This is a genomic window from Stenotrophomonas sp. EMP41 (assembly GCF_047495535.1).
Taxonomy (GTDB): Bacteria; Pseudomonadota; Gammaproteobacteria; order Xanthomonadales; family Xanthomonadaceae; genus Stenotrophomonas; species Stenotrophomonas sepilia.
On record NZ_CP179923.1, the window covers coordinates 4,127,607 to 4,145,800 of the forward strand.

Genomic DNA, 18,194 nt, shown 5'->3' on the forward strand with positions numbered 1-18,194 from the left:
TTTTCCGGATGCCGGCCAGCGGCCGGCACTACGTGATCCTGGGATGCCGGCCAGCGGCCGGCACTACCGTTATGCGGCGCGGCGCAGGGTTTCGGTCAGCGACTCGATGCTGGCGGCCTTCGGTTTGACCAGCCAGAACTTGCCGATGTAATCGCGGAACTCGTCCAGGATCTGCTGCGCCCAGATGCTGCCGGTCAGCTCGCGGTGGCGGCCGATCAGGCGGTGCAGGTGCTGGCGGTAGTTCTCGAAGCCTTCGGCGGAGACGCGATGGATGTCGATCAGCTCGTGGTTGTAGCGGTCGACGAAATCGCGATCCACGTCCAGCACGTAGGCCAGGCCACCGGTGAACCCGGCGCCGAAGTTCAGCCCGACCTTGCCCAGCACCAGCACCACGCCATCGGTCATGTACTCGCAGCAGTGGTCACCGGCACCTTCCACCACTGCCAGCGCGCCCGAATTGCGCACCGCGAAACGCTCGCCGGCGCGGCCCGCGGCGAACAGCTCGCCACCGGTAGCGCCATACAGGCAGGTGTTGCCGATGATGGCGGTGCTGCGTGCCTCGAAGCGGGCGCCACGCGGCGGACGCACCACCAGCCGGCCGCCGGCCATGCCCTTGCCGACGTAGTCGTTGGCTTCGCCTTCCACTTCCAGGTGCAGGCCGCCGACGTTGAAGGCGCCGAAGCTCTGCCCGGCACTGCCGCGGAAGCGCAGTTCCAGCGGTGCCTCGGCCATGCCCTGGTTGCCGTGCGCGCGCGCCACCGCGCCCGCCAGGCGGGTGCCGATGCTGCGGTCGGTGTTGTGGATCAGGAAGCGGTGCTCGCCGCCGCGCTTGTGCTCGATGGCCGGGGCCAGCAGCCCATCCATCTGCGTGGCCAGGCTGTCCGGCGATTCGTACAGGCGCTGCGCGGCGCAGTGGCTGCCTTCGTAGCGGCTGTCGGCCAGCAGCCGCGACAGGTCCACGCGCACGCCGTCGCGCGGCGCGGCCTCGATCTGCCGCAGCAGGTCGGTGCGGCCGACGATCTCTTCCAGCGAACGCGCGCCCAGGTACGACAGCCAGCCGCGCACTTCCTCGGCCAGCAGCCGGAAGAAGTTCTCCACGCGTTCGGGCTGGCCGGTGAAGTGGTTCTCGCGCAGGCGCTCGTCCTGGGTGGCCACGCCGGTGGCGCAGTTGTTGAGGTGGCAGATGCGCAGGTACTTGCAGCCCAGCACGATCATCGGCGCGGTGCCGAAGCCGAAGCTGTCCGCCCCCAGCAGCGCGGCCTTGACCACATCCAGGCCGGTCTTCAGGCCGCCATCGGTCTGCAGCAGGGTGCGCCCGCGCAGGTCGTTGGCCAGCAGCGCCTGGTGCGCTTCGGCTACGCCCAGTTCCCACGGCACGCCGGCATAGCGGATCGAGCTGACCGGCGACGCACCGGTGCCGCCGTCATGGCCGGAGATGGTGATCAGGTCCGCACCGGCCTTGACCACGCCTGCGGCAATCGTGCCGACGCCGGCATGGCTGACCAGCTTCACCGACACCAGCGCGGTCGGGTTGACCTGCTTGAGGTCGTAGATCAGCTGGGCCAGGTCTTCGATCGAATAGATGTCGTGGTGCGGTGGCGGCGAGATCAGGCCGATGCCCGGACGCGCATAACGCAGGCGTGCGATCAGCTCGTTGACCTTGTGCCCCGGCAGCTGGCCGCCCTCACCGGGCTTGGCGCCTTGCGCGACCTTGATCTGCAGCACTTCGGCATTGACCAGGTATTCGGCGGTGACGCCGAAGCGGCCCGAGGCCACCTGCTTGATCTTGCTGCGCTTCGCGGTGCCATAGCGTGCGGGATCTTCGCCGCCTTCGCCGGAATTGCTGCGGCCGCCGAGGCGGTTCATGGCAATGGCCAGCGCCTCGTGCGCTTCCGGCGACAGCGCGCCCAGGCTGATGGCGGCGGTATCGAAGCGCGGGAACAGGGCGCTGGCCGGGGCGACCTCGTCCAGCGGCACCGGCGTAGCGGCCGGCACCAGTTCCAGCAGGTCGCGCAGCGCCGATGGCGGGCGCGCGTGCACCGCATCGCAGTACTGCTGCCACGCACGCGGGTCACCGCTGCGCGCGGCGCGCTGCAGGGTGGTGACCACGTCGGGGTTGTACATGTGGTACTCGCCGCCGTGCACGTACTTCAGCAGGCCGCCCACATCCACGCCCTGCTGCGCATCCCACGCCTGCGCGCACAGCTCGCGCGCGTCGGCATCCAGGCGGGCGAAGCCGGCGCCGCCGATGCGCGAAGCGGTGTCCGGGAAGCACATGTCCACAACCTCGGGTTCCAGGCCGATGATCTCGAACAGCTGCGCGCCGCGATAGCTGGCCACCGTACAGATGCCCATCTTCGAGATGATCTTCGACAGGCCCTTGTAGATGCCCTTGCGGTAGCGGCGGCCGATCTGCGACTGCTCGCCGCCCTTGCTGAGCTTGAGGATGCCGCGTCGACCCAGGTCGAACAGGGTCTGATAGGCCAGGTACGGATACACCGCGGTGGCACCGAAGCCGAGCAGGCAGGCCATGTGGTGTGGGTCGCGCGCGGTACCGGTCTCGACGATGAGATTCACGTCGCAGCGCAGGCCCAGCCGCGAGAGGTGGTGGTGGATGGCGCTGGTGGCAAGCAGGGCATGCACCATCGGCCGACCGGCCACCGGGTAGCGGTCGGACAGCAGCAGCATCACCATGCCCTCGCGCGCGGCCTGTTCGGCCTCGGCACAGATGCGCTCGATGCCGGCACGCAGGCCCTCGTCTTCGCTGTAGGACAGGTCGAGCAGGCGGTTGGCCTGCACGTACTGGTCCATCTTCAGCAACTGGCGCAGCTTGCGCTGGCTGAGCACCGGCGAATTGAGGATGACGTGGTTCACCGTCTCCGGGCCGGCATGGAAGATGTTGGTCTCCTTGCCAAGCTGGGTGGACAGCGACATCGCGCAGTCTTCGCGCAGCGGATCGATCGGTGGGTTGGTGACCTGCGCGAAGGCCTGGCGGAAATAGTCGTACAGCGGACGGCTGCGCTGGCTCAGCACCGCCATCGGTGTGTCGTCGCCCATCGAGCCGGTGGCTTCCTGCTCGGTCTCGGCCAGCGGCCGCAGCACCTGTTCCACTTCCTCGCTGCTGAGCTGGTAGAGCTTGTGGTAGCTGCGCAGGGTGGCTTCGTCGAACGGCTCTTCCACCAGCGACGGGTCGATCAGTTCGGTCTGCAGGTAGGTGACGCCCTGCTGCAGCCACTGCTTGTACGGCGCGCGGCCGCGGTTGATGCGGTCCACCGCGTCCGAATCGAGCAGGTCGCCGCGCTTGAGGTCGATGGCCACCATTTCGCCGGGGCCGAGCTTGCCCTTGCGCACCACGCGCTCGGTCGGCACTTCCCACACGCCGGCTTCGGAGGCGACGAGGAAGTGGCGGTCGGCGGTCAGCATCCAGCGCGCCGGGCGCAGGCCGTTGCGGTCCAGCGTGCACACCGCGTAGCGGCTGTCGCAGGCGACGATGCCGGCCGGGCCGTCCCACGGCTCGCTGTTGAGGCCGTGGAATTCGTAGAACGCGGCCAGGTCGGGGTCCTTGAACTCCAGCGACTGGGTGGCCGGCGGCACCAGGATGCGCAGCGCCTGGATCAGCTCCATGCCACCGGCGACCATCAGCTCCAGCATGTTGTCCAGGCTCTGCGAGTCCGAACCGTGCATGGAGATCACCGGATCGAACTCGGCGATGTCGAAGCGCGGCGTCTTCCACACCTTGCTGCGCGCCTGCGCCCAGCGACGGTTGCCTTCGATGGTGTTGATCTCGCCGTTGTGGGCGAGCATGCGGAACGGGTGGGCCAGCGGCCAGCGCGGCAGCGTGTTGGTGGAGAAGCGCTGGTGGAACACGATCGCGCTGGAGGCCAGTTCGCGGCGTTGCAGGTCCGGGAAGAAGCGGCTGAGCTTGTCCGGCAGCACCATGCCCTTGTAGCTGATCGCATCCGGCGTGAGGGTGGTGACGTAGAAGTCGGCATGGTCGCGCAGCTGCTGTTCGCTGCGGCGGCGGGCCAGGAACAGCGCCAGCGCGAAGCCGGCATCATCCTGGCCGACGCCGGCGTCGACGAACACCTGCTCGATGCGCGGCAGGGTATCGCGCGCCAGCTGGCCGCAGACGCTGTCGTCGGTCGGTACCTCGCGCCAGCCGGCGACCTTGCAGCCGACCGCTTCGACCTGCGCCTGCAGCTGGGTGCGGCAGGCGTCGGCGGCCTCGGTGTCGTGCGGCAGGAACACCAGGCCGGCAGCGAAGCGCGCGGTGGTGGTGATGCCGGCTTCGCTGGCCAGCAGTTTCAGGAATGAATCGGGGCGGCGCAGCAGCAGGCCACAGCCATCGCCGGTCAGGCCATCGGCGGCGACGCCGCCACGGTGGGTCATGCGCGAAAGCGCGGCGATGGCGGTATCAACCAACAGGCGCGAAGGTTGATCGTCGAGCTGGGCGACCATGCCAAATCCACAGGCATCGCGCTCGGAGCGCGGGTCGTAAAGCCCTTGGCGGTTGCGGGGGGCCATCTCTACCTCGATGCGTATAGGGTTGGCGGCGACACTCGTCCCCGCTCATTCCCTGGAGCGCATCGTGAGGCCACCGGATGCCTCGACTAGATCACAGGTTGCTGCAGCGCCGCAATACACGGTTGCAGGTGCAACAGAACGCGCCGGCAACCCCGTGCCGGCGCGGGGTCGGCCTCAGCCGCAGCGCACGCCGCTGACCAGGCCCTTGTCGTCCACTTCGATGTTCAGGCGGTCGCCGAGGAACTCCATGGTGGCTACGTCATTGGGCTTCATGACGCGCAGCTGGTTGGCACCGGCATCTTCCTGCGCCTGCTTGCCCAGCGCGTCGGCGTAGGCCTGGCCGACCAGGCTCTGCACCTGGCTGGCATCGCAGGTGCCGACCGGCGGTGCCTCGGTGGCCTTGCCGGTTTCGTCGGCCGGCGCCTTGGCGGCTTCGGCCGCCTGCTGGGCATGGGCCGTGGCCGAATCCTGTTCATCCAGCGCCGGAGCCTGGCAGGCGGTCAGGGCCAGCACGGCCGGCAGCAGCAGGGCGGAGAGCGAACGGGCGCGAATCGGGAACGACATCATGACTCCGGAAGGGATTGTGAAAGCCCGAGCATAGCGGCGAACCGACCCTCACGTGTTTGTCTTCTGTTATCGACAGGCTCGCGGCATCGCGACGGCGACACTGCGGTCATGCCAACCTCCTCTACCCCCGAACGACAGGCCGCGCGCGCGGCCGGCCTGCGCTATGTCGATGACACCCAGCCCGGCATCAGCCGGCGCCGCGCCGGCAAGGGCTTCAGTTACCGCGATGCCGATGGCCACGCGGTTCGCGATGCCGCCACCCTGCAGCGCATCCGTGCGCTGGCGATTCCACCTGCGTATACCGCCGTGTGGATCTGCGCCCACGCCAACGGCCACCTGCAGGCCACCGGCCGCGATGCGCGTGGACGCAAGCAGTATCGCTACCATGCCGATTGGGCGAAGGAACGCGATGCCGGCAAGTTCGACCGCATCATCGCCTTTGGCGAGGCGTTGCCCACGTTGCGGCGGCGGCTGTCGCGTGATCTGAAGCAGCCCGGCTTCCCGCGCGACAAGGTGCTGGCGGTGGTGGTGGCCCTGCTGGCCGACACCCTGGTGCGGGTGGGCAACGAAAGCTATGCACAGGAAAACAAATCCTACGGGCTGACAACGCTGCGCAACCGCCACCTGGACCTGCTGCGCGGTGGCCGCGTGCGCATGCGCTTCCGGGGCAAATCCGGGCAGTTGCACGAGGTGGTGGTGGGCGATCGGCGGCTGGGCACGTTGGTGCGCGGCATCCAGCAGCTGCCCGGGCAGGCGCTGTTCCAGTACCGCGACGACGAAGGCGCGCTGCAGCCGGTGGATTCCGGCGCAGTGAACGACTACCTGCGCGAGGTGATGGGCGAAGACTTCACCGCCAAGGACTTCCGCACCTGGGGCGGCACGCTGGCGGCGGTACAGGCATTCGCCGCCACCGAACTGCCGGAACCGGCCAGCCAGCGCGCGCTGGCCAAGGCGCAGCGCGAAGTGGTATGCCAAGTGGCGGCACGGCTGGGCAACACGCCGGCCGTGTGCCGCAAGGCCTACATCGACCCGTGCGTGTTTGCCGGCTGGGAGCGCGGTGAGCTGGCCTCGCTGGCTGGCCTGCGCGGCCCGCGGCAGTGGGAGCAGGCCACACTGAAAGTGCTGCGCCGGGCGCGGCGGCTCAGTCGCAGTCGTCAGCCGCAGTAGATCGCAACGATGTTGTTGGTCCGGCCCTTCTCGATGGTCAGGCGGTCGCCGCCTTCGCTGGCCGGCGGCACCCGCGGGCCGTCATGGCGCAGTACCCGTACGTGCAGGCTGTCACTGTCCACGCGTGCGCGGGCCACGGTGGCGTCCGAGGCGGCCAGGCCCACCGCGCCGCGCACCCTGTCGCTGTGGCACTGGCCGGAAATCACGCCGTCGATCGGCTGCACCTGGGCCATCGGCGTGCTGCTGCAGGCGGCAAGGGCAAAGCAGGCGGCGGCGGTGGCGATGGCATGTTTCATGGAGGCACTCCTTGTGTGATTGCGTGCAGGGTGCGACGTCAGACGTGGTGGCGGAATGAATGCCGTGCACATCGTGGACACGGCGCGCTCACCGCCGCCAACAGCGTGGGTGGAGACACTGCAGGAGCGGCATGGGCCGCCCCCCGGTAGTGCCGGCCGCTGGCCGGCAGCCCCTTTCCCTCCCGAGGAGACCTGCATGGCCACCACCAGGAAGACCCCCGCCCGCCGTAAGGCATCGCCGAAAGTGCGTAAAGGCAGCACCTCGACCAAGGCGGTCGCCGACCCTGATCGCCCGCGCGTGGTGAAGACCGCAACCCGCAAGGCAGCCGCCAGTGATCCACGGGCGGCACGCGTCGCTGCACGGCAGCGGCGCCTGCAGGACCAGGAGAAGGCCAAGGACGCCCGCGCGGCCAAGAAGGCAACGAAGAAGACCGCGACCCAGGCCGGCGCACGCCGGCAGCCGGAGGCGATGCCGGCGCAGCAGCTGGCCAAGCCCGGACACGAGCACGAACTGGAGCTGGCGCCCCGTTTCCTTGCGCCCGACTACGCGGGCAGCGGCAAGCTGCAGGGCATGCGTGCGATCGTCACCGGTGGCGACTCCGGCATTGGCCGTGCGGTGGCAGTGTTGTTCGCGCGCGAAGGTGCGGATGTGGCGGTACTGCACCTGGACGAGCCCGAAGACGCGGACATCACCCGCCAGCACGTGGAACGCGAAGGCGGCCGCTGCGTGGTAATCGCTGGCGATGTGCGCGATCCGCGCTTCTGCAACAAGGCCGTCAAGCAGGTGGCCAAGGCGTTCGGCGGCATCGATATCCTGGTCAACAACGCCGCGTTCCAGCTGCACTGCGAGCGCCTGGAAGATCTGGAAGACGCGCACCTGCAGGAAACGCTGCAGACCAACATCGGCGGCTACATCCAGATGGCGCGTGCGGTACTGCCATATCTGGGCGAGGGCGCGAGCATCATCAACACCGGTTCGGAAACGGGCATCTTCGGCAGCAAGGCGCTGATCGACTATTCCGCCACCAAGGGCGCGATCCATGCATTCACCAAGGCGCTGGCCAGCCAGCTGCTGCCGCGCGGCATCCGCGTGAACTGCGTGGCGCCGGGGCCGGTATGGACGCCGCTGAACCCCGCCGACAAGCAGGCCGAAGACGTGGCGGAGTTCGGCAAGGACAGCGACATGGGCCGGCCTGCACAGCCTGAAGAGCTGTCACCGGCGTATGTGTTCCTGGCCTCTCCGGCCTGTGCCAGTTACATCAGTGGGGTGATCCTGCCGGTGATGGGTGGACCGCGTGGGTGAACAAGCACTGCCGGTAGTGCCGGCCGCTGGCCTGCAGCCTCAGGGCACGGTCACCGCAGGCGCATAAAGATCGGCAATGCGCGGAATGAACTGCTGCGGATTGGCACCGACAAGATTGGTCAGCACCACGACCGCCACGCCGCGCTCGGGATAGACCACGAAGGCCGAGCGCGCACCGCCGATACCGGCCACCTGAAGGTCGGGCGATGCGCGTAGTACCGCCCAGCCACCCGCCCACGGGCCGGCACGGCCATCAGCGAGGCGCTCTGCGCTCCACATCCGCCGCAGGGCCGTTTCCGGCAGCAGGCGGCCTTCGGTCAGCGCGGCCAGCCAGCGCGCGGCGTCGTCGGCGGTGGTGAGGATGCCGCCACCGGCCCAGAGCGAAGGCGGTATGTCGTAGAACCAGTGCGACAGGCGGGACGGTGCATCCGCAGCATCGGTGGCACGCGGGGCCAGGCTGTACATCGTTGCCGCGTCCGGAATCAGGTCGTAGCTGTCGCCGAAGGTGGTGCGGGCCATGCGCGCGCTGCTGAACTGGCGCGTGGCCAGGAAACGTTCGTAGGACATACCGGATTGCTTCGCGATGATCCGTGCCAGCAGTACATAGTTGGTCTGGTTGTAGGCGAAGCGCTGCCCGGGCGCCGCTTCGAGTGGCCGGGTCGTCACCGCCGCCCATGCCTGTGCTTCGGAGCCACCGCCCAGCAGTCCGTTCGCATCAAGGATGTCCGGAAGGCCTGAGGTATGCGCCAGCAACTGGTGCACGCGCACGTCTCTCCACGCTGGTGGAAGATCATCCAGGTAACGCGAGGCCGGCGCGTCCAGATCAAGTCGTCCCTCCTGCGCCAACTGCGCAGCCGCCACGCCGGTGAATGCCTTGGTGGCCGAGTTGAGCGGGAAGCGGGTGTGGCGCGAGGCAAGCACGCCGTTCTCGACGTTGGCCAGGCCGTAGGCTTCGGACAGCACGATCTGCCCGTCCTTGACCACCGCGACCTGCAGCCCGGGGATGCGCTGCTCCAGCATGATCTGGCGGATCAGGCGGCGGGTCTGGTCATTGGCCTGGTCCTGGCTGGCAGAGACGGCGGTGAAGGGCAGGGCACTGATGAGCATGAGCACGACTCGGAGCGTTGGACGGAACATGCGGAATTCCAGCGGGCGTTGCGGATCGGATGCGGACGCCGCGCCAAAGGTTTAAGAGCTCGGCGCCCCTACCGTTCGTCGGCCCATGACTTCCGGGGGGTTGACTACAGCTGTCGTCAAGCTGACACTGACGACACGTGTAGTCAAGGGAGTGGTGTCATGCGCGGCAAGACCATCGGGGACCAGGAACTGGCCCTTCTGCAGTACATCGATGAACATGCGCCGGCCAGCGTCGGCGAGGTCGCCAGTGGCTACGGAGAGGTCCGTGGCCTGGCCCGTTCCACCGTGCTGACGATGATGGAGCGGCTGCGGGCGAAGGGGTATCTGCAGCGCCGGCAGCAGGACGGCGTCTACCGCTACCAAGCCACCCGTGGCCCGCAGAGCGTGCTGCAGGGCGCCGTGGCCCAGTTCGTCGACAACACCCTGCAGGGCTCGGTGTCGCCGTTCGTGGCCTATCTGTCGCAGCGGCAGCAGGTCAGCGACAACGAGCTGGCCGAGCTGGAAGCGCTGGTCGCCCAACTCCAATCGCGTCGCCACGAGGGCTGAGCCATGGACACCACGATGCTGATCCCGATGCTGGAACGGTTGGGCTGGACGAGCCTGCAGACCGTGCTGCTGGTGGCCCTGGTGTACGGCCTGTGCCGCGCGCTGCCGTCGCTGCCGGCGGCGACCCGCTGCCGCCTGTGGTGGCTGGTCTCGCTGCAGGCCGTGCTCGGCCTGTTCTGGAGCCAGCCGCTGCAGTTGGCCTGGCTGCCTGCCCCGCAGGCGGTGGCGATGAGCGCGACCGATGTGGCCGCCGACATGGTCTACCCGCTGGCCCCGGAGGCCTCGGCACAGTTGTTGGCCGCAATGCCGATGCCGGCGCCGGACGTGCCGGCAGTGGCGTGGTGGGCCGTTGCACTGGCTGCGCTGTGGGCATCCGGCGTGCTGCTGATGGCGCTGCGCACCTTCGGTGAGTGGCGCCGCTGCCGCGCACTGCTGGCTGCGGCCTATCCCTGCGAGGACCAGGCGCTGGTGCAGGCCCTGCAGCTGGCTTCCGATGCACATGGTGTGCGGCCTGCGCCGCGGTTGTGGATGAGCACGCAGGTGGACGCACCGCAGCTGGTCGGTCCGTTCCGCCCGGTGCTGCTGTTGCCGGCTGGCGACAATGCCCTGCAGGGCGACGCGCTGGACCTGGCCCTGACCCACGAACTGCAGCACCTGCAGCGGCGGGACCTGCAGTGGGGCCTGCTGCCTGCGCTGGCCCAGCACCTGTTCTTCTTCCATCCGCTGCTGCGCCTGTCGGTGCGTGAATATGCACAAGCGCGCGAAGAAGCGGTGGACGCAGCGGTGGTGGGCCAGCACGCTGCCAGCCGCCAGGCCTATGGCCGACTGTTGCTGCAGCTGGGGGTGGCACCGCAGCCGCACCTGGGCGTGGCCAGTGCCGCGCCGGATGCCACCAGCCTCAAGCGTCGCCTGCTCTCGTTGCAGCCACGCCGTGCCTGCCCCCGCATCCTGGCGATGGCGTTGACGGCGGCCGTGGTACTGGTGGGTGTGGCGCCGATGCGGCTGGTCGCTGCGCCGGTACCGCCGGCACCGCCCGCGCCACCGGCGGCACCCAAGGTCGTGGCGCCACCACCGCCGAAGGCTCCCAAGGCTCCGGCCGCACCGCCCTCCGCCGCGGGCGTGCCGGCGGCCCCGGCCGCGCCTGCAGCACCGGCCGCGCCGGCCGAACCCGCTGACGCGACCGGGCCCGACGATGCCGATGTGGCCGAAGTCGACGATGCCACGGGCATGGCCGAAGACGATGAAGGCGCGACGTCGGCCGCCACCTCCATCACCACCTACGGTCGCCTCGACCTGGGCAGGTCGCCCCGGGAGGCCTTCGTTCTGGTTGATGGTGATTCGACCTTCGCCAACGGCGGCATGGATGACGTGACGGTGGCCCGCAGGCAGCTCGGCAAAGGCCCGGCGTTGTGGTTCCGCCAGGGCGACAGGCGCTACGTGGTGCGTGACCCGATGCTGATCCAGACCCTGCAGCGTGCCTACAGCGGTGCCGTAGAGCTGGGCCGCCAGCAGAGCGAACTGGGCCGCCAGCAAAGCGTGCTGGGTCGCCAGCAGGGCGAACTCGGCAGGCAGATGGGTGAAATGGGCCGCCTGCAGGGCGAGGAATCGCGCCGCATCGCACTGATCGCCGCCGAGGCCGCGCGCAGTGCGATGGCCGCGCATGACATCAACCGCGAGGCGGCGGCGGAAGCGGCAAAGGCGGCGCGGGGCGCGACCCACGATGCGGCCGTTGCCCGCGAGGCTGCACGTGAGGCCGCCGCACAGGCACGTCGTGCGATGCGGGACGTGGACAACGAAACCGCGCGGGCCAGCCACACCCGCGACATGCAGCGCCTGGCCAGCCAGCAGTCCGAACTGGCCAGCCGCCAGGCAGCGCTGGGCAGCCAGCAGGCCGCGTTGGGCGAGCGCCAGGCACGCGTGCATGCGCAGGCATCGCAGCAGGCGCAGCAGGTGATCGCACGCGCCCTGGCCAGTGGCAAGGCCGAGCGACTCTGACGGTAGTGCCGGCCGCTGGCTGGCAATGTGGGGTGCCGGCCAGCGGCCGGCACTGCCCTGGGCCGATCAACCGCAGCTGGCGCGTTCGATGCGGTTCTGCGCATCCACCTGCACGGTCACGCGGTCCTGGCGGAAGTCCATGGTCACCGCCATGCCCGGCTTGACCACCCGTGCACCGCGCGCGCCGCTGGCGGCCACCAGCTTCTTGATGGTGGCTTCGTCAGCCGTCTTGCCGGTGAAGGCCTCGAGCGCCTCCGGCTTGCATTCGTGCGCGGCGTCGGCCACGGGTGCTGGCGCTGGCGCGGCATCGAGGGCGGTGCTGCTGCCGGCGTGGCTGCAGGCGGCCAGTGGCAGGATGGCAAGCAGGGCAAGCGGATTGAGGCGCATCGTCGGGCTCCAGGCGTGGATGGTGGCGGCAGTGTCACCGCAACCGCCGTCAGGGCATGTCAACGCGGCCCCGTGTCATTAGTGCCCGATCAGCGCCAGCGTCTCGCGCTCGCGCTGTTCCTCGCGCACCAGCCGCTGCAGCAGCAGGGCAAGGGTCACCACGTCCTGGTGGTTGTGGTCGGCCACCCGGCGCAGGTTCACCGCATCGCCGCCGCGCAGGAAGCGCAGCCATGCACCGGGTGCTTCCGAGCCGGGCAGGTCGTCCTCGCGCACCACGCGCAGCAGCTGGCGTTCGATGGTGGACAGCTTGCAGTTCTCCCAGCTGCCGCGATAGCGACGGCGCGTGGGGTAGAGCAGGTCGACATGGTCCAGTGCGGTGATCGGATCCGGCTGCCGGGCCAGCCGGTAGCGCGCCTTCAGCAGCGGCGCATCGTAGCTGCGGCCGTTGTAGCTGCAGAACACGGTGGACGGTTGCAGCCAGCGGGCAAAGGTGGCCAGCATCGCGTCCTCGGCGGCCATGGTGGCCATCAGCAACTGGCGGATGCGCAGGCCCTCGCCACGCTGCGGGCACACATGCCAGTCGGCTGCGCCGATCATGAAGGCACGGGTGCCGGTGCCGCCGGCCAGCCCGGTGGTCTCGGTGTCGAAGAACAGCAGATCGCGTGCAGCCACGTGCTGGTCTTCGCGCTTGGCGAAGGCCAGCGACAGCGGCGCGGTTGGGATCGGCTGAGGTTGCAGCGATTCGATCAGGAACAGACCCGGCGCGATCTCCTCGCCCGGCAGCTGGCGATCCTGCGCGCTGGCACGTGCCGGCGTGGCGCCGCTCCGCGTGCGCAGGCCGAGCAGGCGATGCAGGCTGCCCACTTCCGGCCGCCGAAGTGGGGCCGGCGTAGGTGCCGATGTGGCCGCTGCAGCACCCGTGGGCTTGTGGCGGATCTCCTGCTCGACCCAGGCGAACACCGAACGCTCGGCCGGTGGTTGCCGCGCATCGTTGGCGGCTACCGGGGCCGGCGCCGGAGGGGGCGGCTCGGGCGCCACCGGCGTGACTGCTTTCGGGTCGCCGGCCTGCTTCCGCAGCAGGCGCAGCTTGTCCAGGCTCAGGCTCACGGGGCCAGCAGCTCCATCGGGTCGCGCGCGGTCACCACCACGTCGGGGACGTGCCGGCAGGCCTCGGCATCGAACAGGTCCAGCACACGCAGCGCCAGCGCACGCGGCGAGGTTTCGTCCTCTTCCTGTGCGGCCAGCACCGGGCCGACACAGGCCGGGCAACCGGCCTTGCAGTCGCACCGCTGCACCAGTTCACGCGCGCGCTGCACCAGCTCCGCCTGGCGTTGCCACAACGGCTCGCTGAGGCCGACGCCACCGGGGAAGTTGTCATACAGATACACAGTGGGCACGAATTCCTGCAGCAGTTCGACAACGCCAGGATCACCCTCGCTGCCGCGCAACTGGCCACGGCCGCTCTGGTCGGCGATCGCAAACCAGGAACCATCGCCGTTGCCGACCGACTTCTGCAGGTCGCGCGCATCGGCCATCACCGCCACGGTGGCGACGATGTGCAGCGCATACGCCGCACCGAGGAAGCCATCGAGCGCATCCTGCCTGCTGGCGAACGCGCGCAGCAGCAGTGCCTGCGGCAGCTGCCACCACACTGCGGTGGTGTGCAGTTCCTGGTCGGGCAGGTTCACCGGGCCGTAGCCGATGTTTTCGTGGGTGTAGTAGCGGATCTTCTTGTAGCCGGCCACGCGCCGCACCACGTGCACTTCGCCATGGTGCGAATCACCGCGCCCGGCCACGCTACCATCGAAGCGGTCCAGCACCTTGAGCCTGGTGAAGTCGATGCTGTCGGTGTAGTAATCCACATGCGTGCGGGTGACGTAGGCCTTGCGGCCCTCCCAGTCGAGCGTCTCCACCTGGTAGGGCGTGGACTGCACCATGTGGATGGCGCCTTCGTACAGGGTGAGTGCGGCGGCGGAATAATCGACCTCGGCGATGATCTGCTGGCGGCCGTCGCTGCGGTCGACCACCACGAAGTTGCCGTCGGCCACCGCGCGCAGGCTGACCGCGTTGGCCGGATAGCTGTCGGCGATCCATTCCCAGCGTTCGCCTTCGCGGTGGATGACTTCGGTTTCGGCCAGCGCTTCCAGAAACACTTCCGGATCGATCGGGCCGAAGCCATCGCCGACCCGGAACGGCAGTTCAAAGGCCGCGCAGCGAATGTGGTCGAACAGGATCAGCGGCTGGTCTGGCGCAATGCGCGCATGTTCGGGCGAGGCTTCGGCGAAGAAGTCCGGATGCCGCACCACGTACTGGTCCAGCGGCTGCGAACTGGCCACCATCACCCCCAGCGCGGGCTGCTGGCGGCGACCGGCACGGCCGAAACGCTGCCAGGTGGCGGCCACGCTGCCGGGGTAGCCATTGAGGATGACCACGTCCAGGCTGCCGATATCCACGCCCAGCTCCAGCGCCGAGGTGCTGACGATGCCGTCGATGTTGCCGGCGCGCATCGCACGCTCGGTCTCGCGGCGTTCGGTGGGCAGATAACCGCCGCGGTAGGCGCGGATGCGCGGCGGCTTGCGCGGGTCGTGGTCGAAGATGTCCTTCAGGTACTTGGTCAGCACTTCGACCATCAACCGGGTCTGCGCGAACACCAGGGTCTTCAGCCCGGACTTGATCGCGATGCGGGCGATGCGGTTGCTCTGCGAGCGCGCCGAGGCACGCAGGCCCAGGTCGGGGTTGATCACCGGCGGGTTCCACAGCAGCACCTGCTTCGGCCCGGTGGGCGCGCCGGATTCGGTGACGGCGCTGACCGGTGCCTCGATCAACGCCTCGGCATGCGCCTGCGGGTTGCCGATGGTGGCCGAGCACAGGATGAACTGCGGTTGCACGCCGTAGAACGCGCAGATGCGCTTGAGCCGGCGCAGCACGTTGGTGACGTGGCTGCCGAACACGCCGCGGTAGGTGTGTACTTCGTCGATGACGATGTAGCGCAGGTTCTCGAAGAACTGCGCCCACTTGGTGTGATGCGGCAGGATCGCCTGGTGCAGCATGTCCGGGTTGGACACCACGATGTCGCCATGCAGGCGGATCGCCTGCCGCGCATCGCCGGGGGTGTCGCCGTCGAAGGTGAAGGCCTTGACGCCGAGGTCGCCGGCACGATTGAGTTCCAGCAACTCGGCCACCTGGTCCTGGGCCAGCGCCTTGGTCGGGAACAGGTACAGCGCCTTGGCCTTGTCCTGCATGGCCGCGCTGACCACCGGCAGCGTGTAGCACAGCGACTTGCCGCTGGCGGTGGGGGTGACGATGGCCACGTGCTCGCCGCGCTGGCTGGCCTCCCAGGCTTCGGCCTGGTGGCTGTAGAGCTGCTCGATGCCACGTGCCTTCAGCGCGGCGGCCAGGGCAGGCGGAACCGAATCGGGAATGGGCGCATAGCGGCCTTCGCGGCCGGGAATGGCAAAGCTGCCGGTGATGCGGTCCTGGTAGCGGCGCTGCAGGCGCGCGCTGAGCAGGGCGCCGTCGCGGGCGGGCAGGCCATCGCGGGTGGCGAGCTTCTGCTCGGCATCGGCGGTGCGCTTGGCGAGTTCGTAAGCCATGGAAGATGGAGCCGGGACGGATTGCGAGGGGTCACATGGCACCACATCCATGTCTCAGGATGTGAGACACCAGCATGGGAACGCGTGAACCGTTCAGTGCCACGGGTCGGGACGCTGCGCGATGTTTGCGTCAAACGCGCGGCGGCGGAGCAGGAACTGCACGGTGCAGACCACGACCTGCACCGCGTGCCAGCCCGATGCAAGCACTGCGAGCACCCCCCAGCCATAGGCAGCCGCCCATGCAGGATCCGGACGGGGCGGCGGCATTCCGCCAGCGCCGAACACGAGCACGCACAGGAGCAGGCCCAGCCATGCCAGATGCCACGACCCTCCTGTGGGCGGATAGCGCCGTCGGTCGCTGGCCAGGCACCATGCCGTTCCTGCGCCCAGCACCCATCCATCACAGGCGCGCACTTCCAGCACCATCGAGCGTCCGCGGGAGAATGCCGCAGCGTGCTCCCATTCCGCTGGAAGCTGCACACGGCGGTCATTGCCGAGCAACCACACCCGCGAAGTCTGGGCAATGCGCTGGTAAGCGCGCAGGCGTCCGCGAACCTGCAGTACGCGCTGAGCCGTCGCGGGGCTGTTGCGGCGAGGGAGTGCCAGCCAGGCCGCCAGCCCGGCGATGGCGAGCAACGGCATGGCCAGCAGCCCTGGGGCGCCAGCGGCCGCCCATGACGCCAGTGCGGCAATCACCAGCGGGGAAGGGCGCAGGCCGGGTCCCCGTCGCATTGAAACTTCTTCGGGCGTCTCCAGGCGCTCGCCACAGACGCGGCTGGTGGCTGCATCCGGCCGTGCAGCAGCGATAGTGAAGCCGTTGAGACATACCACCACGGCCGCGCGTTTGCCCAACACCACTTCGGCTTCATTGTCTTCCGCGAGGTAGGGCCACGCCTGCTTTGGCACCAGTGCGGGAACGCCACCCAGCAGGCCTTCACCGACCGGGAAGCTGTTCCGGCACGCACCGCCGGTGAATGCTCCACGCAGCCGCTTTATCTGGTCGTCATGGTCGCAGCCGGCCAATGCGCGCAACGGTGCCAGTGCCCTGTGTTCGTCCGCGCCCAGCGTACGCAGCGTGCTGCTCCGGCGCAGCGAAGCCATGCCTGCGTGGACACGTGATGTCCATTCGGCAACGGCCGCGATGACCATCAGGGGCACGATTGCCAAACCAACCAGTACTGCTGCGCGCGACATCAGCAGGCGACCGGCTGCCGTGGCGGGATTGTGGAGGGAGCTGTCATGAGGGAGCGCCGTACCGGGAGAACGGCAGGATGCCGTCCCCGCCCCCCGGGGGGAATGAAGTTCATTGCAAACTTCGGTGTCCCGGCCGCGCAGCGATGATGCGCGACACAGCCTGAATGCCCCCGCCGTTGCCAACGAAATCTGAAGCCGGCATCCGTATGCTTGGGCGCTGGACGCAACCAACAGGGTGGATGGCTGTGGCACGACGTGGAACGCAGGGAGCACTCCTGGCCGGCATGCTGCTGGCCGGCATCGCACAGGCGCAGCAGGCCGCGCCGGTGGCGGTGCCCGATCCTGCACCCGTTCCCCCTGCAGATGCGCCGCCCGCCCCCACCGCACCGATCTCCACCACCTTGCCGCAGGACAACGTCACCACCCTCGGCGAAGTGCGTGCGCTCAAGCCCGATGACGAGCCGCTGGACCTGTACCGCTTCAAGAACCCGGTGAAGTTCGGCGATAACCGCTTCAGCCGCGACTGGAGCGAACCGCCATCGCCGGAGCAGGTCAGCATGGGCGGTGGCTACATCATGATGGGCGTGGTCAAGGGTGTGCTGGCGGCAGCCAAAGGCATCAACAAACTTACCGGCGGGCCGGACCAGATCCAGGCGGCCGTGGCGCGGCCACCGCCAGAGTTCAGTGCCGAACAGCAGCAGCGCGCGCTGCGGTTCTCACAGGAGCAGGATGCCGGCGACACAGCGCCAGTAAAGTAGGCCGGTATATCCTGCGGGCTCCCCCACCGGTAATGCTGTCATGTCCCTGCGTTCATTCTGCCTGCTGGCCGCGTTGCTGCCGGCCTCCGCCTTCGCGTCCGATATCGCCGATGGCGGCGCCTGCCGCAACGGCGCATTCCCCTCCCAGCAGAGCGGGTTCGCGCTGGCGCGCGTGGTCGACGCCCCGCGCCTGTACCTGCTCGGCGACATGGATGGCTGCCCCGCCAAGGGCGAACCGGCTTGCCGCCAGCGCAGCTATGTGGTCAACGGCGATACGGTGGTGACCGGTCGCGACCTGGGCCGTTACCGCTGCGCGTTCTTCCCGAACAAGGTGGGCGGCAGCGCCGGCTGGGTCGACCGCAGCAGGCTGCAACCGTTGCCGGTGGCCGTGCCCACGCTGCAGGACTGGACGGGCCACTGGAAGGATGGCGACAACGGCCTGCGCATCACCGTGCAGGGTGGACAACTGCATGTGGATGGCGACGCTTACTGGCCCTCGGCCAACCCCACGCCGGAACAGCGCCCGTATGGGCCGAACCTGGGCCAGGTGGAAGCGCGTGCCATACCGCAGGGTGCCGATGTCGAGTTCGCCGAGGACACGTGCCGGGTGCGTGTGCACTCGCTGGGTGAGGTGCTGATCGTGGCCGACAACAGCGAATGCGGTGGCATGAACGTGCGCTTCAATGGCGTGTACCGGCGCGCGGGAACGCGTTGACCCCGCCGAAAG

At 68.9% G+C, this 18,194-nt stretch carries 14 protein-coding genes; 6 read left to right on the forward strand and 8 right to left on the reverse strand.

Annotated elements, in window-relative coordinates:
- Positions 1 to 69: 69 nt before the first annotated feature.
- Positions 70 to 4,524 (reverse strand): glutamate synthase large subunit, encoded by a 4,455-nt coding sequence (gltB, locus tag ACMGRF_RS18865; protein ID WP_180879491.1) that lies wholly within the window; start codon positions 4,522 to 4,524, stop codon positions 70 to 72.
- Positions 4,525 to 4,698: 174 nt separating this feature from the next.
- Complete coding sequence (locus ACMGRF_RS18870) at positions 4,699 to 5,088, reverse strand: I78 family peptidase inhibitor (protein ID WP_049416095.1); 390 nt, start codon at positions 5,086 to 5,088, stop codon at positions 4,699 to 4,701.
- 111 nt (positions 5,089 to 5,199) lie between these two features.
- On the opposite strand from ACMGRF_RS18870, the gene ACMGRF_RS18875 reads away from it, so the two are divergent.
- The gene (locus ACMGRF_RS18875; RefSeq protein WP_049416098.1) at positions 5,200 to 6,258 is read left to right on the forward strand and encodes a DNA topoisomerase IB; all 1,059 of its coding nucleotides are present in this window, start codon (positions 5,200 to 5,202) and stop codon (positions 6,256 to 6,258) included.
- Here the strand turns inward: ACMGRF_RS18875 and ACMGRF_RS18880 are convergent.
- On the reverse strand, positions 6,246 to 6,554 hold the full coding sequence (locus ACMGRF_RS18880; protein ID WP_005421049.1) for a hypothetical protein: 309 nt from the start codon (positions 6,552 to 6,554) through the stop codon (positions 6,246 to 6,248). The genes ACMGRF_RS18875 and ACMGRF_RS18880 overlap by 13 nt on opposite strands.
- Positions 6,555 to 6,750: 196 nt before the next feature.
- On the opposite strand from ACMGRF_RS18880, the gene ACMGRF_RS18885 reads away from it, so the two are divergent.
- Positions 6,751 to 7,857 (forward strand): SDR family oxidoreductase, encoded by a 1,107-nt coding sequence (locus ACMGRF_RS18885; RefSeq protein WP_414485473.1) that lies wholly within the window; start codon positions 6,751 to 6,753, stop codon positions 7,855 to 7,857.
- Positions 7,858 to 7,896: 39 nt separating this feature from the next.
- On the opposite strand, the gene ACMGRF_RS18890 is transcribed toward ACMGRF_RS18885, so the two are convergent.
- Positions 7,897 to 8,964, reverse strand: coding sequence for a serine hydrolase domain-containing protein (locus ACMGRF_RS18890; protein ID WP_111191416.1), 1,068 nt, complete (start codon positions 8,962 to 8,964; stop codon positions 7,897 to 7,899).
- A 189-nt stretch (positions 8,965 to 9,153) separates the two neighbouring features.
- Between ACMGRF_RS18890 and ACMGRF_RS18895 the strand changes: the two genes are divergently transcribed.
- Both ACMGRF_RS18895 and ACMGRF_RS18900 read left to right on the forward strand, forming a co-directional pair.
- Positions 9,154 to 9,540 carry a BlaI/MecI/CopY family transcriptional regulator gene (locus ACMGRF_RS18895; RefSeq protein ID WP_049416106.1) on the forward strand — a complete coding sequence of 129 codons (387 nt, stop codon included), beginning with the start codon at positions 9,154 to 9,156 and terminating at the stop codon, positions 9,538 to 9,540.
- Between the two features lie 3 nt (positions 9,541 to 9,543).
- On the forward strand, positions 9,544 to 11,535 hold the full coding sequence (locus ACMGRF_RS18900; RefSeq protein WP_111191403.1) for a M56 family metallopeptidase: 1,992 nt from the start codon (positions 9,544 to 9,546) through the stop codon (positions 11,533 to 11,535).
- Positions 11,536 to 11,601: 66 nt separating this feature from the next.
- On the opposite strand, the gene ACMGRF_RS18905 is transcribed toward ACMGRF_RS18900, so the two are convergent.
- The 4 genes from ACMGRF_RS18905 to ACMGRF_RS18920 form a co-directional block, all read right to left on the reverse strand.
- A complete protein-coding gene (locus ACMGRF_RS18905) occupies positions 11,602 to 11,922 on the reverse strand; it encodes an I78 family peptidase inhibitor (protein ID WP_049416109.1) in 321 nt (106 codons plus the stop codon).
- A 78-nt stretch (positions 11,923 to 12,000) separates the two neighbouring features.
- Positions 12,001 to 13,089: a ribonuclease H-like domain-containing protein gene (locus ACMGRF_RS18910; protein WP_414485926.1), complete on the reverse strand. Its 1,089-nt coding sequence runs from the start codon at positions 13,087 to 13,089 to the stop codon at positions 12,001 to 12,003.
- The gene (locus ACMGRF_RS18915; protein WP_049438727.1) at positions 13,026 to 15,515 is read right to left on the reverse strand and encodes a DEAD/DEAH box helicase; all 2,490 of its coding nucleotides are present in this window, start codon (positions 15,513 to 15,515) and stop codon (positions 13,026 to 13,028) included. Before ACMGRF_RS18915 ends, ACMGRF_RS18910 begins: the two co-directional genes overlap by 64 nt.
- 93 nt (positions 15,516 to 15,608) lie before the next feature.
- Positions 15,609 to 16,709 carry a hypothetical protein gene (locus ACMGRF_RS18920; RefSeq protein WP_414485474.1) on the reverse strand — a complete coding sequence of 367 codons (1,101 nt, stop codon included), beginning with the start codon at positions 16,707 to 16,709 and terminating at the stop codon, positions 15,609 to 15,611.
- Between the two features lie 239 nt (positions 16,710 to 16,948).
- Between ACMGRF_RS18920 and ACMGRF_RS18925 the strand changes: the two genes are divergently transcribed.
- Positions 16,949 to 17,467 carry a hypothetical protein gene (locus tag ACMGRF_RS18925; RefSeq protein ID WP_099582631.1) on the forward strand — a complete coding sequence of 173 codons (519 nt, stop codon included), beginning with the start codon at positions 16,949 to 16,951 and terminating at the stop codon, positions 17,465 to 17,467.
- A gap of 40 nt (positions 17,468 to 17,507) precedes the next feature.
- Positions 17,508 to 18,182: a hypothetical protein gene (locus ACMGRF_RS18930; RefSeq protein WP_414485475.1), complete on the forward strand. Its 675-nt coding sequence runs from the start codon at positions 17,508 to 17,510 to the stop codon at positions 18,180 to 18,182.
- Positions 18,183 to 18,194: the final 12 nt, after the last annotated feature.

Excerpts from the sequence above, each read along its gene's own strand:
- ACMGRF_RS18890 (WP_111191416.1), bottom strand. The coding sequence starts at position 8,964 with ATGCTCATCAGTGCCCTGCCCTTCACCGCCGTCTCTGCCAGCCAGGAC.
- ACMGRF_RS18885 (WP_414485473.1), top strand. The coding sequence starts at position 6,751 with ATGGCCACCACCAGGAAGACCCCCGCCCGCCGTAAGGCATCGCCGAAA.
- ACMGRF_RS18875 (WP_049416098.1), top strand. The coding sequence starts at position 5,200 with ATGCCAACCTCCTCTACCCCCGAACGACAGGCCGCGCGCGCGGCCGGC.
- ACMGRF_RS18880 (WP_005421049.1), bottom strand. The coding sequence starts at position 6,554 with ATGAAACATGCCATCGCCACCGCCGCCGCCTGCTTTGCCCTTGCCGCC.
- ACMGRF_RS18930 (WP_414485475.1), top strand. The coding sequence starts at position 17,508 with ATGTCCCTGCGTTCATTCTGCCTGCTGGCCGCGTTGCTGCCGGCCTCC.
- ACMGRF_RS18895 (WP_049416106.1), top strand. The coding sequence starts at position 9,154 with ATGCGCGGCAAGACCATCGGGGACCAGGAACTGGCCCTTCTGCAGTAC.
- ACMGRF_RS18900 (WP_111191403.1), top strand. The coding sequence starts at position 9,544 with ATGGACACCACGATGCTGATCCCGATGCTGGAACGGTTGGGCTGGACG.
- gltB (WP_180879491.1), bottom strand. The coding sequence starts at position 4,524 with ATGGCCCCCCGCAACCGCCAAGGGCTTTACGACCCGCGCTCCGAGCGC.
- ACMGRF_RS18905 (WP_049416109.1), bottom strand. The coding sequence starts at position 11,922 with ATGCGCCTCAATCCGCTTGCCCTGCTTGCCATCCTGCCACTGGCCGCC.
- ACMGRF_RS18920 (WP_414485474.1), bottom strand. The coding sequence starts at position 16,709 with ATGTCGCGCGCAGCAGTACTGGTTGGTTTGGCAATCGTGCCCCTGATG.
- ACMGRF_RS18925 (WP_099582631.1), top strand. The coding sequence starts at position 16,949 with ATGGCTGTGGCACGACGTGGAACGCAGGGAGCACTCCTGGCCGGCATG.
- ACMGRF_RS18915 (WP_049438727.1), bottom strand. The coding sequence starts at position 15,515 with ATGGCTTACGAACTCGCCAAGCGCACCGCCGATGCCGAGCAGAAGCTC.
- ACMGRF_RS18870 (WP_049416095.1), bottom strand. The coding sequence starts at position 5,088 with ATGTCGTTCCCGATTCGCGCCCGTTCGCTCTCCGCCCTGCTGCTGCCG.